This window comes from Xanthomonas sp. 60, from assembly GCF_011761925.1.
In genome coordinates this window covers 91,843-107,234 of record NZ_JAASQW010000006.1, presented here as the reverse complement: position 1 = coordinate 107,234, position 15,392 = coordinate 91,843, and the positions used below count along the sequence as shown (strand labels likewise).

Here is a 15,392-nt window from a genome sequence, read left to right as displayed (position 1 = left end):
TTATCTGCATGAACAGACGTCCGGGTGGTGCAGTAGTCCTCACTGGAGGGACAAAGGGTGAACGCTAGGATGAAGGGAAAAAGGAGCAGGGGAAGCCTATGACCCATGGAATCGTCGCCACCGGTATCGCTGGGCTGGACACTGTTCTTCGCGGTGGACTGCCACGTTCACGGCTGTACCTGCTGGAAGGCCAGCCAGGCTCGGGCAAGACCACGCTCGCACTGCAGTTCCTGTTGAATGGCGCCGCGCTGGGTGAAAGCTGCCTGTACATCACCCTGTCGGAGACGGCCGATGAGCTGGGCGAAGTGGCCCGCTCCCATGGCTGGTCGCTGGACGCGCTGCACCTGTTCGAGCTCGCTTCGGCCCAGGCGGTACTGGGCGAAGACCAGCAGCAGTCCGTGCTGCACCCGTGGGAAGTGGAACTGGACGGCACCATCAAGCTGATCCAGGCCGAAGTGGAGCGCGTCAAACCCACGCGGCTGGTCTTTGATTCGCTGTCCGAACTGCGTCTGCTCGCACAGGACTCGCTGCGCTACCGCCGCCAGGTGCTGGCACTGAAGCAGTATTTCGCGCCGCGCAACATCACTGTGTTCCTGGTCGATGACCTCACCGGCAATAGCGGCACGCGCGATGTGCACCTGCACAGCCTGTGCCATGGCGTGATTTCGCTGGAGCGCCTTACACTCGAGTTCGGCGCTGCGCGTCGGCGCATGCAGGTACAGAAACTGCGCGGTGTCGACTTCATTGGCGGTTATCACGACCTGGCAGTGCTGAAGGGCGGGATCCGGGTGTTCCCGCGCCTCATCGCCTCGAACCACCACGTGTCCTTTGCCGGCGATCCGGTATCGAGCGGCGTGCCCGGCATCGATGCGCTGCTGGGGGGTGGACCGCTGCGCGGTACCAGCACGCTGCTCACCGGGCCGCCCGGCAGCGGCAAGACCAACGTGGCGCTGAAGTACGTGGATACCGCGTGCAAGCGTGGCGAGCGCTGCTGTGTGTTCGAGTTCGACGAGCGCACCGGGACGCTGCTGACGCGTGCCAAGGCGATTGGCATGGATCTGGAGAAACACATTGCCAGTGGCCTGCTGGAACTTACGCAGATGGATCCTGCGGCGCTGTCGCCGGGTGAGTTCGCCATGGCCATCCGCGAATGCGTGGAGGAGCGCGACTGCGGGCTCATCGTGCTAGACAGCCTGAACGGCTACCTCGCCTCGATGCCGCAGGAAAAACAGCTCATGCTGCAGATGCATGAGCTGCTGTCCTACCTCAACCAGAGCGGTGTGGCGACCTTCTTCATCAACCCGCAGAACGGGCTGGTGGGATCGATGTCCACCGGCAATCTCAATGTCTCCTACATGGCCGATGCGGTGATCATGTTCCGGTTCTTTGAAGCGGCCGGGCGCATCCGCAAGGCGATCTCGGTGATCAAGAACCGCAGTGGCGCCCACGAAGATTCGATCCGCGAGCTGCGGGTGGACAGCCAGGGGCTGCGCCTGAGCGAGCCGCTCACGGATTTCAGTGGCATCCTGACCGGCAATCCGCAGTACGTCGGCGCGCACGCTCCCCTCCTGGAAACCAATGCAGACACGCCCTAGTGCCGATGGCACCGTTGTCCTGATCATCGCACCGTTCGGTCGCGACGCGCAGAGCATCGCCGAGGTCATCGGCAGCGAACGGATCAACCCGGTTCCCTGCGCAACGCCCGACATGGCGGCCGAGCAGCTGGATTCGAGGGTCGGCGCGATCGTGCTCACCGAGGAGGCGCTGCTGGGCCCGCAGGCACAGCAGCTGGGCGTTGCGCTGGAGGCACAGCCGACCTGGTCGGACATCCCGGTGATCCTGCTTCGGGCCGCGCGTTCGCGTCTTGCCGGTGCGCGCGCCGTACCGTGCAGCTATCCCAACCTGGTCGAAGTGGAGCGGCCGGTGGGCGCGTCGACTCTGCTCAGTACGGTGGCCTCGGCCCTGCGCTCACGACTCAAGCAGTTCGTCATCCGTGACCAGGTCGAACGCCTGCGCCAGAGCCAGGAAACGCTGGCAGCCAGTGAGGCCGAGCTGCGGCTGGTGGCCGACGCGCTTCCGGTGCTGATCGCGTTCGTCGACACGCAGTGCCGGTATGCATTCGTCAACCGCGCCTACGAGCAATGGCTTGGCAAGCCGATCGATGCGATCACCGGGCAACGGCTGGACGTGGTGCTGGGCCCGGAAACATGGGCACACCGGCGAGCGTTTGCCGAACGCGCGCTGTCCGGTGAAGCCGTGAGTTTCAGCACCAACTGGCCCACCCACACCGGCGAACGCCGCGAATGCGATATCCGTTACCTGCCGCGGCGCACTGCGGCCGGCATCGTGGACGGGTTCCACATCTTCGTGGCCGATGTCACCGAGCGGACGCTCGCCCTGGAAGCAGTGCAGGAACAGGCGGCCGAGCTCGAGCACAAAGTCGCCGAACGCACTGCCGAACTGCAGGCGCAGGTGCTGGCCCGTGCGTCCACCGAATCGGCATTGCACCAGGCACGCAAGATGGAATCGGTAGGGCAGCTGACCGGCGGCATCGCGCACGATTTCAACAACATGCTCACCGGCATCATCTCGGCACTGGACCTGATCCGGATGCGCGTGGACGCCGGGCGGGTCGATGGCCTGGAGCGCTGGGTGGACGTGGCGTCCGCATCGGCCCACCGTGCGGCGGGGCTGACCCAGCGACTGCTCGCATTTTCACGCAGGCAGTCGCTCAATTCCCAGAGCCTGGCGCTGAACAAACTGGTGGCTTCGCTGGACGACCTCATGCGGCGTACGCTGGGCGAGAAGATCCGGCTCACGCTGGCGCTCGCGCAGGATGTTCCGCGGGTACGCACCGATTCCAACCAGTTGGAAAGTGCGATCCTCAACCTCACCATCAACGCGCGCGATGCCATGCCGCGTGGCGGTGACCTGTCCATCCGCACGCATCGGGAAGTCGTGGAGAGTGCGTCCGGCGTGGCCGGATCGGAGGGCATCGCCAGTGGCTGTTATGCCGTGGTTTCGGTGACCGATACCGGCGAGGGAATCCCACCGGATGTGATCGAACGGATATTCGAGCCCTTCTTCACCACCAAGCCGATCGGGCAGGGCACTGGCCTGGGCATGTCGATGATCTACGGCTTCATGCAGCAGTCCAACGGCCACGTCCGCGTCGAGTCGGAAGTGGGGCGCGGCACCACGGTCAGCCTGTACCTTCCCGAATCAGTGGCTGAGCCCGTCGCCGATGCGCAGGGACTGGAGGTCACAGACACCCAGGAAACAGTGGCGCGCACCGGAAGCGGACAGCAGCTGCTTGTCGTCGAGGACGATGCACAGGTGCGTACGCTGGTGACCGAAGTACTGACCGAACTGGGTTACGCGGTGCAGGTGGTCGACCAGGGCGACGCGGCGCTGGCGGTACTGCGCTCGGCGTGGCGCGTGGATGCACTGGTCACCGACGTGGGCCTGCCCGGCATCAATGGCCGCCAGCTTGCCGAGATCGCCAGGCAGGCCCAGCCCGCGCTGCCAGTGCTGTTCATGACCGGCTACGCCGAGGCCGCGCTGGACCAGTCCGAGTTTCTCGACGAGGGAATGCAGATGATCGGCAAGCCGTTCTCGCTGAATGATTTCGGTGACGCCGTGGCGCGGTTGTTCCAACGCGCTGGCTGACACGCACCCGCTCGTCCGGTGGGCTCGCACGTCGAGATGAGCTGATCGTTGTGGCCCTGCACGCAGGGTCGCAACTACCCAAAGTCAACGAAGGTGATCCGCGTAAATATTGTTGAAGCCAGGTCCTATCTTGTACGTGCTAAAAAGCTTGGTGATTTTGCGCACTCAGGAGAAAGCAGCTAAATGATCTCTTCTTTGACCCGGACTGCCCTCCATGCGTTGACATGCACGATGGTGTGCGGCTGCGCAACCCACACGACAGCGGTCGATGCCATGATGATTTTGCCGCAGAGTGCCACCACTCTAGAGGTTGACAAGAATCAGCTGTTTATCATGGCGGAAGCCATTAACACTCCCAGCCCAGCGTTTCCTCAGGTCGATCTCTCCAGCATGGAGAACCTGACTGTCTGCGCCCGATTTATCGTTACCGAAGATGGATCCGTGAAAGATGTCGAGCGAATTGAGGAGTCACCGGGTTGTAATCGAGTCAGCGATGATAACGGCGAACCCTTCATGCTCGAGGTGCAAAATGCGTTGCAGAAGTGGACATATTTCAGCGCGGCCATATGCGAGTTCGATATTTCAGAAGATGAATGTCAGGGGCAGCAAGCAAAAATACGACCCCTGGCTATCCGCCTAGCATACAGGTTTGATTTTTCCATGAAAAATGGAAGGCGAAGGGTTTCTGTTTCCAGAGGTGAATAGTTCGCAGTGGCGCCCAGCCTCATAGGATCAAACTAAAGCGTCGATCGCCGTACTTCTTATCAACCCGCTTCGCGGTCGCTCTAATGTCTCTGCGAAGAACACCGAGCTGCGGCTGGTGCGATCGCTGGATGACCTGATGCGGCTTACTCAGCGTTAGCGCAGGATGTGCTGCGAGTACGCACCGATTCCAACCAGTTGGCCAGTGCGATTTTTCAACCTCACCATCAACGTGCGCAATGGCATGCCATGTGGCAGTCCCCTGTCCATCCGCACGCGTTGGGACGTCGTGGAGAGCGCGTCCAGCGAGCCGGGTCTGAGGGCATCGCCAGTGGTTGTCATGCCGTGATTTCGGTGACCGATACCGGCGAGGAAATCTCTCCATGACCGGCTACGCCGAGGCGGCGCTGGACCAGTCCGAGTTTCTCGAAGAAGGCATGCAGATGATCGGGAAGCCGTTCTCGCTGAACGATTTCGGTGATGCCGTAGCGCGGCTGTTCAGGCGAGGCGGCTGAGACGTCGGGCGGGTGCTGGTCGGGCACGGCATCGAACGTGCCGCGCCGTTCTTGCTGCGGCCTCCGCTTCGGCTGCCCGACGCCATCGACAGGTTGAATCCGACCTGCACTATGCGCTTTGACCAACGCACGACGTCGTCATCCCCCGATAGGGCGGATCAGTGCGTCCGAGCAGCATGAAAGCAGGCAATTCCGCCAGGCTTTCAAGCAGCCCACGTGCAGATCCTTTTCATACCGGTCCTCCGCCCGTTGCTTCTGTTATCCACTGCCGCTGCGCTGCTTGTCGGCAGCGAGGCGACAGTGCGGCGGACCTTGGCCGCAAATCCAGTTCCGTCCAGTCGTTCCTCATCCACTCCGATACGCAGTACGAGTGGTATGGCGATGGAGAAAATCCGGATCCGAAGCCCACGCTCGACGCACAGAGCAACGCGATAGCGGCCTGGCTCGCCTTGCATCCGGCGGGTACGCCGGCATTTCTCAATGGCGATGTCACCGCATATGGCATGGTGGCGAATGGAGGACGATGCTCGCCGACCTGCGCGATCCCCGTATCAAGAGCCGGTACTGGGGACTCGGCAACCACGATTATGCCAACAACATCCGCCTTCCCGATGGATCAGGGTGCTTCAACAACGGATGCGCGCGCGACTCGATCACCCATCTGATGACCGCCACAAAAGAATGGGAGCTGGATTCGTTCGATTTCAAGGTCACGGACGACGACCTCTTCAGAGTGCACAAAGGGAGTCTGGCCTACAGCAAGACCATCGGGGAGATCACCTTCATCCAGCTCCACAACCACTACGACTACGCCGTGGATTTCTCCAGCAGTTCCGGCTTTCAAACCTATATCTACAAGATCACGCCCTCACTGGACTGGCTCGAGGGCCAGCTTGAGAAAGCAAAAAAGGCGGGAAAGTTCGTGGTCATCCATCAGCACCGACCGCCCTCCGCGCTTGGTACCAGTGACGCCGCGAAGGCGGCGCAGAAGCGCTTCGCCAAGCTGGTCAAGGACTATCGGGTACTGGCGGTGTTCCATGGACACACCCACAATCTTGACAGCCGTCCGGTGAGCGGTGACACCCCGGTTTTCCAGACGGGTGCGTCGTTCTGGAAGACGTTTCTCACGGCAGACCTCGACGTTGGCAGGAATGAGCTCGCCGTCTACCAGGCCAGGGAAAATGTCCCAAGCGCCCAGCCCCTGCAGACAGTACCGCTCACCAAGGTCTTCGCACCCGACGTGGAAGCCAAGAAAAATGCGAATGGTGAACTGGCGGTGTTCTTCTTCTTCGGAAACACACGCAGGGACAGGAAGGTCGAGTGGGTGAAGGTCTCCTTGAGCGGGGAATCCGCGGCGAGAGAGGGCATTCCCGGTGGTGGACTCACCCAGCTCGAGCCCATGAAGGATTACGACTACACGTTGACAGCGTTCGCTACGAAGGGCGGAGAGCCCTGGCCACTTTCAAGGGGCGTTTCAACAGCGGATCGGTGAATGACCCACCGACCGGTCTGTGCGTGAAGGAGATCAATGGCGTCCAAAACTATCTGACCCTGCAATGGAAGCGGCCTGCCACCTTCCCGCCGGATCAGAACAGCTTCGTGGAAGCACGCAGTGAGAAGGACGGCACCGTCATCAGGATCCGTGGCCCGAACAGCGGCAACCAGCAGAGCACCAAGGAAACGATCTACTTCCAGCAGTTCGGCATCAAGGACATCACGCAGTACACCTACGTCGTGTACTACTGGTCGGCATCGCAGGGTCACACACCCCGGGCGGAACTCCGCGGTGCGGACCTGCTCACCAGTGGCTGCGCAACGCCATAGCAGCGCCTGGCCACCGGGGGGGCGCCGCCGAGGACGCTTTTGCACTACATTGGTGCAATGACATCCTTCCTGCCGCCCCCCGTCGTCGATCACCTCGGCACGCCCGTGGCCTGGGCAGACGCCGAGGGACGCATCACCGGCTGCAATCCGGCCTTCGCGCGTTGGCTGGGTGTCAGCGGACGAAGGCTGATCGGCCAGCCCCTGGTGGCCCTCGAAGCCCATGGCGAAGCGCTGGCGAACTTCCTCGCACGCGATGAGCGTGACAGCCTGCGCCTGCACCGCCTCGCGCTTGCCCAGCCCGGGGAGGCGGCCCGCTTCGCCGAAGGCTGGATGAGCCGCCTGGACGATGGCAGCTGGCTGCTCGAAGCGCATCCGGTGGACGAATTCCCGGGGCTCGATCCCACCCAGGCGCTGCCAAGCGCGCTCAGTGCTGCGCTGAAGGGGCTGGCCCACGAACTGCGCAACCCGCTGGCGGGTCTGAAGGGCGCCGCGCAGCTGCTGGCACGTCGCGTGACCCAGCGCGATGCCGACGAACGCGAACTGGTCGATCTGATCGGTACCGAGATCGAGCGGCTCAACAGTCTCCTCGACCAGCTGTTGTCGCCCGCTCCGGCCGCTCCGCATGCGGCGCTGAACATTCACGCCGCGCTCGAGCAGGTCCTGCGGCTGGCGGAGAACGAAGCCGGCTGGGCAGTGCGCCTGCAGCGCGATTACGACCCCAGCATTCCCGAACTGAACGGCGACGCCGATCGTCTCAGCCAGGCCATCTGGAACCTCGTGCGCAACGCCATGCAGGCCGGCGCCGGCGTCATCACCCTGCGCACACGGGTCGAGCATGGCGTGCGCATCGCCGAGGTGCTGCACCCGCTGGCGCTGCGGCTGGAAATCGCCGATGACGGCCGCGGCGTACCGGAGGAGCTGGCCGAGCATCTGTTCCTGCCGCTGGTGAGCGGCCGCGCCGAGGGCACCGGGCTTGGCCTCGCGCTGGCCCAGCAGGTGGCCCGCGAGCACCGCGGCACGCTGACCTTCCGCTCGCGGCCGGGGCATACCGTTTTCACGCTGTTGTTGCCGATCGGTGGGAGTTCCACGCCGCCGGTCGAGGGAGCTGTGCATGCTTGAAACCCCAGTCCCGCCTGCCGGCGGCCACCGCATCTGGGTGGTGGATGATGATCGCGCCGTGCGTTTCGTGCTCAGCACCGCGCTGCGTGATGCGGGCTACCAGGTCGAGAGCTTCGACGGTGCCGCGCCCGCGCTGGAGGCATTGGAGGTGCAGCCGGTGCCCGCCCTGCTGTTCACCGATGTGCGCATGCCCGGCGACGACGGGCTGGTGCTGCTGGACAAGCTCAAGGCCGCGCATCCGCAGCTGCCGGTGATCGTGATGTCGGCCTATACCGATGTCACCAGCACGGCCGGCGCATTCCGCGGCGGTGCGCACGAGTTCCTGTCCAAACCCTTCGATCTCGATGACGCCGTCGCGCTGGCGCGCCGTGTCCTGCCGGACAGCGAACCGGACGTGGTGGAACCTGCGCCGACGCAGGATGCGCTCAGCCAGGCGCAGGCCCCGCAGCTGGTGGGGGACACGCCGGCCATGCGCGCCTTGTTCCGGGCCATCGGCAAGCTCGCGCAGGCGCCGCTGGCGGTGCTGGTCACCGGGGAAACCGGGACCGGCAAGGAACTGGTGGCCAGCGCGCTGCATCGCGAATCACCGCGCGCGAAGGGCCCCTTTGTCGCCCTCAACACCGCGGCCATTCCGGCCGAACTGCTGGAGAGCGAACTGTTCGGGCATGAGGCGGGTGCGTTCACCGGTGCGCAGCGGCGGCACATCGGCCGCTTCGAACAGGCCGACGGCGGTACGCTGTTCCTCGATGAGATCGGCGACATGCCGCTGCCGCTGCAGACCCGCCTGCTGCGCGTGCTGGCCGAGGGCGAATTCTTCCGCGTGGGCGGCCGTGAACTGATCCGCGTGGACGTGCGCGTGATCGCCGCCACCCACCAGGATCTGGAGCGCCTGGTGCAGCAGGAGCGCTTCCGGGCCGATCTGCTGCACCGGCTGGACGTGGTGCGGTTGCAGCTGCCGCCCCTGCGCGAGCGCCGTGCGGACATCGCGCAGCTGGTCGCCACGTTCCTGGCCGCCGTCGCCCACAAACTGGAAACACCGCCCAAGCGCCTGACCGCGGCCGCCCTGCAGGCGCTGGCCGAGCATGACTGGCCGGGCAACGTGCGTGAGCTGGAGAACGTCTGCTGGCGCATGGGCGCGCTGGCGGCGAGCGATACCATCGGCGTGGCCGACGTGGAGACGGCGCTCAACCGCAGCGCCACGCGGGCAACCGCGCCCGCGCAGGGGGATCCGGGGCAGTGGGAGAAGCTGCTCTCGGCGTGGGCGCGGCAGCGGCTGGCCGAGGGCGCTGAAGGCCTGCATGCGCAGGTCCGCGAGCGCGTGGACCACGCGCTGCTCGAGGCCGCGCTGCACATCACCCACGGGCGCCGCGCCGAGGCTGCCGCCCGGCTCGGGCTGGGCCGCAATACCTTGACCCGCAAGCTCGGCGCCGGGCGTCGGCGCGGCCATTGACGCGAAGGCGATAGCGATCCCGGCACGATGCGGGCACGCTAGACCTTTGCGATGACTGTCCCGGAGATCCTGATGCGCCTCATCCACCCCCTGCTGCCCGCTGCGGCGGCACTGGCCCTGGCGGCCTGCTCCAGCGCGCCTCCCAAGGCGCCGCCGCCGCCGCCGGTGGCTGCGGTCAGCACCGCGGCCATGGCCGAAGCCAACCTGAGCCCGGCCTCGGCAAGTCTGGTCAGTGGCCGCCTGGCGCTGGTCCCGGAGCCGGGCGGCGTGCATGTCACTGGCGTGATCGGCGGCCTGCAATCGCTGCAGCAGCCGGCGTTCCATGTCCACGAACGCGGCGACTGTGGCGCCGTGGACGCCAGCAGTGCCGGCAACCACTTCAATCCCACCCAGCAGCCGCACGGGCGCCCCGGCGCCGGCCCGCACCATCTGGGCGACATGGAGAACCTGCGCGCCGACGCGCAGGGGCGCGCCAATGTCGACCTGCACCTGCGCGGGGTGACCCTCGGCGGTGGGGCTCCCACCGACATCGCAGGCCGTGCACTCATCGTGCACGCCCAGTCAGACGATCATCGGAGCCAGCCCGCCGGCAATGCCGGCGCCCGCATCGCCTGCGGCATCATCCGTGTAACGCGTTGATGCACCCCCAACGGGCCGTGCTTCATCTCCCAAGGAGACTTCCCTGATGCGCCTGATCCATACCTCGCTGTTCGCCGCTGTCGCCGTGCTGGGCCTGAGTGCCTGCGACAAGCAGCCCGACCGCATGGAGGCCAATGCCCCGGCGGCCACGCCGACCACGCCCGCCACGCCGCAGGCCGACACTTCCGCTGCAGCAGCAGGTACCGCTGCCGGTACCGACCTGGGCAATACCGCCGCCATGGGCGGCGCCATGGCGGAACTCGCACCGACCCAGGGCAACCAGGCCAAGGGCAGCGTGACCTTCAAGATGGTCGATGGCCGCGTGCACGTCACCGGCCAGGTGAGCGGGCTGAAGCCGAACAGCGAACACGGCTTCCACATCCATGAAAACGGCGACTGCAGCGCCCCGGATGCCACCAGTGCCGGTGGCCACTTCAACCCGGACCAGAAGAACCATGGCAACGTGGCGCAGGATCCGCACCACGGTGGCGACATGGCCAACATCAAGGCCAATGCCGAAGGCGTGGCCATGATCGACGCGCCGGTGTCCAGCAACGTGAACATCGGCAAGGGCGATGGCTCGGACATCATCGGCCGCGGCCTGATCGTGCACGCCGATCCGGATGACTACACCACCCAGCCGACCGGCAATGCCGGTGGGCGCCTGGCCTGCGCGGTGATCAAGGCGCAGTAAGCAGCAGCACACCGCGATGGCGCCGGCGATTCCCGGCGCCATTGCAGTGGGTACGTAAGATTCAGCGCTGCAGCAGCGCGCGCGCGTCCTGCCCCGGTTCGCAGTGCACGAACAGCACCGGGACCCCATGGGCTTCCAGCACCGCGGCCATCTGCCGCTGCCGCATCAGGTACTGCTCGTAGATCCCGCGCAGGCCTTCGCAGTCGTCCTTGCCATGTGCGTAGTGGGCGCACCAGCCTGCCGGATCGAACAGCGCCATGCGCGCCTCGCCCTGCGTGTAACGCAGCAGCGGCTCGGGCGCAGCGTCCAGCCATTCGTCCTCGTCCGGGGCCAGGATCGCCGTTTCCAGCAGTGGCCACAGCACCGCCAGGCCCTGGTTGTCGTACTGCATCGACATCATCGCGGCGAGGTCGTTCACCGTGAAATAGCGTGCATGTTCCACCCGCGCACCGAAGGCCTTCTGGGCGAGCAACGCGGTATCGGCATGCGCCATGCCCTCGGCCAACAGCACCTCTTCCAGTGCATCGGACACGGCGGTGATCGTGGCCGCGTCGGTGCCGGTCAGCATGAACGGCACCACGCGCAGCCCCCCACCGGTCAGGGCGGCGTCGGCCTGGAAGGGCAACGGCACGTCGCCATTGGCATCGGCGCCGAAGGCCAGCAAACGAGGGCCCTGGCTGCGGCCGGGTGCACGCATCTGGAGTTCTTCGAGGCGACGATGGATCGGCCAGCCGGGACGCAGCACTTCAGCCGGGTCGAAATGGGCGGCAGCGAACACCAGGTCCAGATCACTGGCCTGCGGCACGAGCTTGGCCAGGTCGCGGCCCACGCGCTCGGCCAGTTGACCGGCCTGCTCGGCAGAGAGCGCCGCATGGAGGGGGGCTTGCCCATCGGCGAGCTCAAGGGCGAGGACGCCGTAGGCGTTCATGCCGGGGTCGGTTTTGCTCATGGTTTCACGGTTGGCCCATCACAGGGCGGCAGCTACACTTGGGACCATTATGCCTGCCGCCTCGTGCAGGCCATGTTGCAGACACCCCTCACCCTGCCAGGTATGTCCATGCCCAACGCCCGTCCCGTCGCCATCCTCGGTGGTGTTCGAATTCCGTTCTGCAGGCAGAACACCGCGTACTCGGACGTTGGCAACCTCGGCATGTCGGTGCGTACGCTCGGTGCCCTGGTGGAGCGCTTCGGCCTGCATGGCCAGCAGCTCGGCGAGGTGGCCATGGGCGCGGTGATCAAGCATTCCAGCGACTGGAACCTGGGACGGGAGGCCGCATTGTCCTCGGGCCTGTCGTCGCTGACGCCCGGCATCACCCTGCAGCGGGCCTGCGGCACGTCGCTGGACAGCATCATCACCGTGGCCAACAAGATCTCGCTGGGCCAGATCGAGTCCGGCATCGGTGGCGGCTCGGATACCACCTCGGACGTGCCCATCGTCTACGGCAGGAAGCTGCGCGCACGCCTGCTGGCGGCCAACCGGGCCCGGAGCACCGGCGACAAGCTGCGTGCGCTGACGCGTGGCTTCAAGCTGTCCGAGCTCAAGCCCGAGTTCCCCGGCGTGGCCGAGCCGCGTACCGGCAAGAGCATGGGCGAGCACTGCGAGGACATGGCCAAGGAATGGAATATTTCGCGCGACTCGCAGGACGCCTGGGCCGTCTCGTCGCACAAGAAGCTGGCCGCGGCCTATGAGCGCGGTTTCTTCAAGGATCTCATCGCACCGTTCCGCGGCGTGGAGCGTGACAACATCCTGCGTGCGGATACATCGCTGGAGAAACTGGCGACGTTGAAGCCGGCGTTTGATCGCAGCTCCGGCCGCGGCACGCTGACCGCCGCCAATTCGACCCCGCTCACCGACGGTGCCGCTGCGGTGCTGCTGGCAAGCGAGGAATGGGCGCGCGCGCATGGCCACGTGCCGCAGGCCTACCTGCGCGATGCGCATGTTTCAGCCGTGGATTTCGTCCATGGCGAAGGCCTGCTGATGGCCCCGACCGTCGCCGTGCCGGAAATGCTCCGGCGCAACGGCCTGACCCTGCAGGATTTCGATATCTACGAGATCCACGAGGCCTTCGCCGCGCAGGTGCTGTGCACGCTGCGCGCCTGGGAAAGCGAGGACTACTGCCGCTCGCGCCTGGGCCTGGACGCGCCCCTGGGCCGCATCGATCCGGACAAGATCAACCCGCTGGGTTCGTCGCTGGCGACGGGCCATCCGTTCGCCGCCACCGGCGCGCGCGTGATCGCCACCGCTGCCAGGCAGCTGGAAGAGCGCGGCGGTGGCCGTGCGCTGATCTCGATCTGCACCGCCGGTGGCATGGGCGTGGTGGCGATCGTCGAGCGCTGAAACAGGACGCCAGCGCCGGGGCCAACCCGGCGCTGGTCGCAGGACCGATCAGAGGCGCGGAAAGCGCGGATCCTCGGCATCGCGCACATCGCGTACGTCATGTGCGCCGCGCACGTCGCGGGCATCGTAGATCGGCGGATCCGCAGCGATCACCTGCTCCTCCACCGTCGCACGTGGCGGTGCCGCCATGCTCGGCTCCGGGCGCACCAGCGCTACGCTGGTTTCGCCACGCTGCTCGCGCAGGGCGTTGGCAAAGCACTGTGCGGCCATGTGGGTCTCTCCACGCACCAGCATCGATTCGCCCAGGGCCTCCCAGGCCGTCGCGCCGGCGCCGCTGGCAATGGCGCCGTGCAGCAGCGTGTCCGCCTGCTCGTGGCGCCCTTCGGCGATGGCCACGCGCGCAAGGGCCAGCTGCAGGCCCGGCGAGGTCGGGTGGAGCTTGTACCAACGCTCCAGGTTGGCCTGGCGGGTCGCCAGCCGGGAGGTCGGGAAGGTACCGTAGGTCTGTACCAGCGATTCATCCCAGCCCTGGTCGAGCGACTGCTCCAGGGCCAGCAGCGCCGGCTCTTCCCAGCCCAGCTCACCGGCGCGGTGGGTGTAGAACATCACCACCTCCGGATCACTGCGCAGCGCCTTTGGCGTGGCATCCCACTGCGCGGCGAGCGCATTGACATCCGGTGCCTCGCTCAGCGCCATCAGGGCGAGGCGCTTTTCCAGCCCGGCCACGCTGTCGGCCGGCAGCACCTTGCTCTGGCGCAGGGCGCCCAGCTGGCCGTACGCCTCGTGTGAACGACCTGCCTGCTCCAGCGCCTGGCCGCGCAGCCACAGGCCACGCGGGGGCAATGGCTGCAGCGCGGCGACGTCCAGGGTGTTGATGGCGTCTACCGGTCGCGCTTCGGTCAGATGCTGCTCTGCGCGCAGCAGCGCGGCACTGCCCGCGTCCACCGCAGCCAGGCGCTGCAGATGACCTTCGGCGGCCACATCATCGCCGCGCGCGCGCGCGCTGCGCACGGCAGTGGCCAGCGCCACCGCCGTGACCTCTTCGTCCTGCGCCGCATCGAGCAACAGTTTCTCCGCACGCTGCCAGTGGCCCTGTTCATAGGCCTGCAGGCCCTCGACCAGGCGCGCGCGGCCCTGCCTGCGGCGATAGCGGCCCCAGGCCCGGAACGGTGCGGCGATCAGGCTCCACAGCAGCCACAGCACCAGCAGGATCACCAGCGAGAGCAGCAGCACCTGCGGCAGGGTGCTGCGGTAGTCGGTGCCACCATGGCGGAAGATCACTTCGCCGTACTGGCGCAGGTCGTCCGCGCCCAGCCACTGCGCCCCCACCACACCCAGCGCGACGGCCAGCAACAGGACCACAAGGGACGTCAACGGCTTCATCAGGGACTTCCTCCATCATGCAAAGTGCGAAGTTGCTGCAGGGTGCTGCCCAGTTCCGGTGCGGTCAGCCGCAGCGGCGCCGAGCTCAATTGCCGCAGTTCAGCACGCTGGGTGCGCAGGGCCGGTGAATCCGGCCACAGGCGGTTCAACCACAGCGTGATGCGTTCTGCGGCCTGCCCGAGCGCCGGGGCGTCGCCGCGTTCGATCGCGGCCCGCGCCAGTGAGATCTCCAGCTGCAGGGCATCCAGGCCGGTCACCCGTTCGGCATCGGTCAGGGGGCCCTGCAGGCGGGTCGGGGTCATTTCCACGAACGGCGCCAGCGCGCGCTGCCACCACGGCGGGGCGGCCCCGGCTGCGGCCGGGGTGGCCTCGGCCGTGGTGGGCAGGGCCTGCAGCGCCTGTGCGAATGCGGCCAGCCGCTGCCGCGCCTGTGCCCGCGGCCCCGTGCCGGCCTTGTCCAGCGCCTCGCGCTCCTGCATGAGGGTCTGCATCAGGTTGAGGTTTTCGCTGGCGGGCAGCTCCCCAAGCTGGACTGCGGCCTGCGCGTAGAGCCGCCGCGCCCCATCCAGGTCGTCGGCCGCCTCCAGGCGCTGCATGGCCTGGGCGAGCAGCAGCTCGGCCTCGTCGCGCTGCACGGCGTAGCTGTCCCGCTGCGTGGTTTCGGCCAGCCGCGCCAGGTTCTCCTCCAGCACGGCGCTGCGTTGCCCCAGGCCCAGCATTTCATCGCGCAGCACACGGTTGGTGGCGGCGGCGTCCTGCAGGCGCTGGCTGCTGGCACGCTGGTCGCGGCGCAGTCCCTCCAGGCTCTGTTCGAGTCCGGCCAAGCGGACCTGGTCGGACTGCGCCTGCACGCGCTGCAGGGCCTGCGCCTGTTGCCACATGTGCCAGCCCCACCCGCCTGCGGCAGCCAGCAGCACGAGGACCAGCAGGGGCAGCGCCAGGCGCAGCGCGCCGGAAGCAGGCGCGCTCGGCGCCGGCGTGCCCGGGGGCGGCACGCTCGAGGAAGGCGGAGGTGTATCGGTCATGGTCCAGTCCAGGTCGGCTGACCCGCCCGGATCG

At 66.5% G+C, this 15,392-nt stretch carries 14 protein-coding genes; 11 read left to right on the top strand and 3 right to left on the bottom strand.

Features of this window, described 5'->3' with window-relative positions:
• The first annotated feature begins 98 nt into the window (after positions 1 to 98).
• The 10 genes from FHY09_RS13025 to FHY09_RS12985 all read left to right on the top strand — a co-directional run bounded on the left by FHY09_RS13025 (position 99) and on the right by FHY09_RS12985 (position 10,612).
• Positions 99 to 1,595: an ATPase domain-containing protein gene (locus FHY09_RS13025; RefSeq protein WP_166927316.1), complete on the top strand. Its 1,497-nt coding sequence runs from the start codon at positions 99 to 101 to the stop codon at positions 1,593 to 1,595.
• Positions 1,579 to 3,669 (top strand): ATP-binding protein, encoded by a 2,091-nt coding sequence (locus FHY09_RS13020; protein ID WP_166927315.1) that lies wholly within the window; start codon positions 1,579 to 1,581, stop codon positions 3,667 to 3,669. Before FHY09_RS13025 ends, FHY09_RS13020 begins: the two co-directional genes overlap by 17 nt.
• 183 nt (positions 3,670 to 3,852) lie before the next feature.
• Positions 3,853 to 4,374, top strand: coding sequence for a hypothetical protein (locus FHY09_RS13015; RefSeq protein ID WP_166927314.1), 522 nt, complete (start codon positions 3,853 to 3,855; stop codon positions 4,372 to 4,374).
• A 380-nt stretch (positions 4,375 to 4,754) separates the two neighbouring features.
• The gene (locus tag FHY09_RS16440; RefSeq protein WP_456362814.1) at positions 4,755 to 4,886 is read left to right on the top strand and encodes a hypothetical protein; all 132 of its coding nucleotides are present in this window, start codon (positions 4,755 to 4,757) and stop codon (positions 4,884 to 4,886) included.
• A 370-nt stretch (positions 4,887 to 5,256) separates the two neighbouring features.
• Positions 5,257 to 6,378 (top strand): metallophosphoesterase, encoded by a 1,122-nt coding sequence (locus tag FHY09_RS13010; RefSeq protein ID WP_456362813.1) that lies wholly within the window; start codon positions 5,257 to 5,259, stop codon positions 6,376 to 6,378.
• Complete coding sequence (locus FHY09_RS13005) at positions 6,375 to 6,710, top strand: hypothetical protein (protein ID WP_166927312.1); 336 nt, start codon at positions 6,375 to 6,377, stop codon at positions 6,708 to 6,710. Before FHY09_RS13010 ends, FHY09_RS13005 begins: the two co-directional genes overlap by 4 nt.
• A 57-nt stretch (positions 6,711 to 6,767) precedes the next feature.
• Complete coding sequence (locus tag FHY09_RS13000; RefSeq protein WP_166927311.1) at positions 6,768 to 7,829, top strand: ATP-binding protein; 1,062 nt, start codon at positions 6,768 to 6,770, stop codon at positions 7,827 to 7,829.
• A complete protein-coding gene (ntrC, locus tag FHY09_RS12995; RefSeq protein WP_166927310.1) occupies positions 7,822 to 9,279 on the top strand; it encodes a nitrogen regulation protein NR(I) in 1,458 nt (485 codons plus the stop codon). Before FHY09_RS13000 ends, ntrC begins: the two co-directional genes overlap by 8 nt.
• 72 nt (positions 9,280 to 9,351) lie before the next feature.
• Positions 9,352 to 9,918, top strand: a complete 567-nt coding sequence (locus FHY09_RS12990) for a superoxide dismutase family protein (RefSeq protein ID WP_166927309.1) — start codon at positions 9,352 to 9,354, stop codon at positions 9,916 to 9,918.
• Between the two features lie 46 nt (positions 9,919 to 9,964).
• The gene (locus tag FHY09_RS12985; RefSeq protein ID WP_166927308.1) at positions 9,965 to 10,612 is read left to right on the top strand and encodes a superoxide dismutase family protein; all 648 of its coding nucleotides are present in this window, start codon (positions 9,965 to 9,967) and stop codon (positions 10,610 to 10,612) included.
• 61 nt (positions 10,613 to 10,673) lie between these two features.
• Here the strand turns inward: FHY09_RS12985 and FHY09_RS12980 are convergent, their stop codons facing one another.
• Entirely contained in the window at positions 10,674 to 11,561 is an 888-nt protein-coding gene (locus FHY09_RS12980; RefSeq protein WP_166927307.1) for a hypothetical protein, read from the bottom strand.
• Positions 11,562 to 11,654: 93 nt separating this feature from the next.
• On the opposite strand from FHY09_RS12980, the gene FHY09_RS12975 reads away from it, so the two are divergent.
• A complete protein-coding gene (locus FHY09_RS12975; protein WP_208407868.1) occupies positions 11,655 to 12,950 on the top strand; it encodes an acetyl-CoA C-acetyltransferase in 1,296 nt (431 codons plus the stop codon).
• A 48-nt stretch (positions 12,951 to 12,998) separates the two neighbouring features.
• Here the strand turns inward: FHY09_RS12975 and FHY09_RS12970 are convergent, their stop codons facing one another.
• Positions 12,999 to 14,333, bottom strand: a complete 1,335-nt coding sequence (locus FHY09_RS12970; protein WP_166927305.1) for a heme biosynthesis HemY N-terminal domain-containing protein — start codon at positions 14,331 to 14,333, stop codon at positions 12,999 to 13,001.
• Positions 14,333 to 15,358 carry a uroporphyrinogen-III C-methyltransferase gene (locus tag FHY09_RS12965; protein ID WP_166927304.1) on the bottom strand — a complete coding sequence of 342 codons (1,026 nt, stop codon included), beginning with the start codon at positions 15,356 to 15,358 and terminating at the stop codon, positions 14,333 to 14,335. Before FHY09_RS12965 ends, FHY09_RS12970 begins: the two co-directional genes overlap by 1 nt.
• Positions 15,359 to 15,392 lie beyond the last annotated feature (34 nt).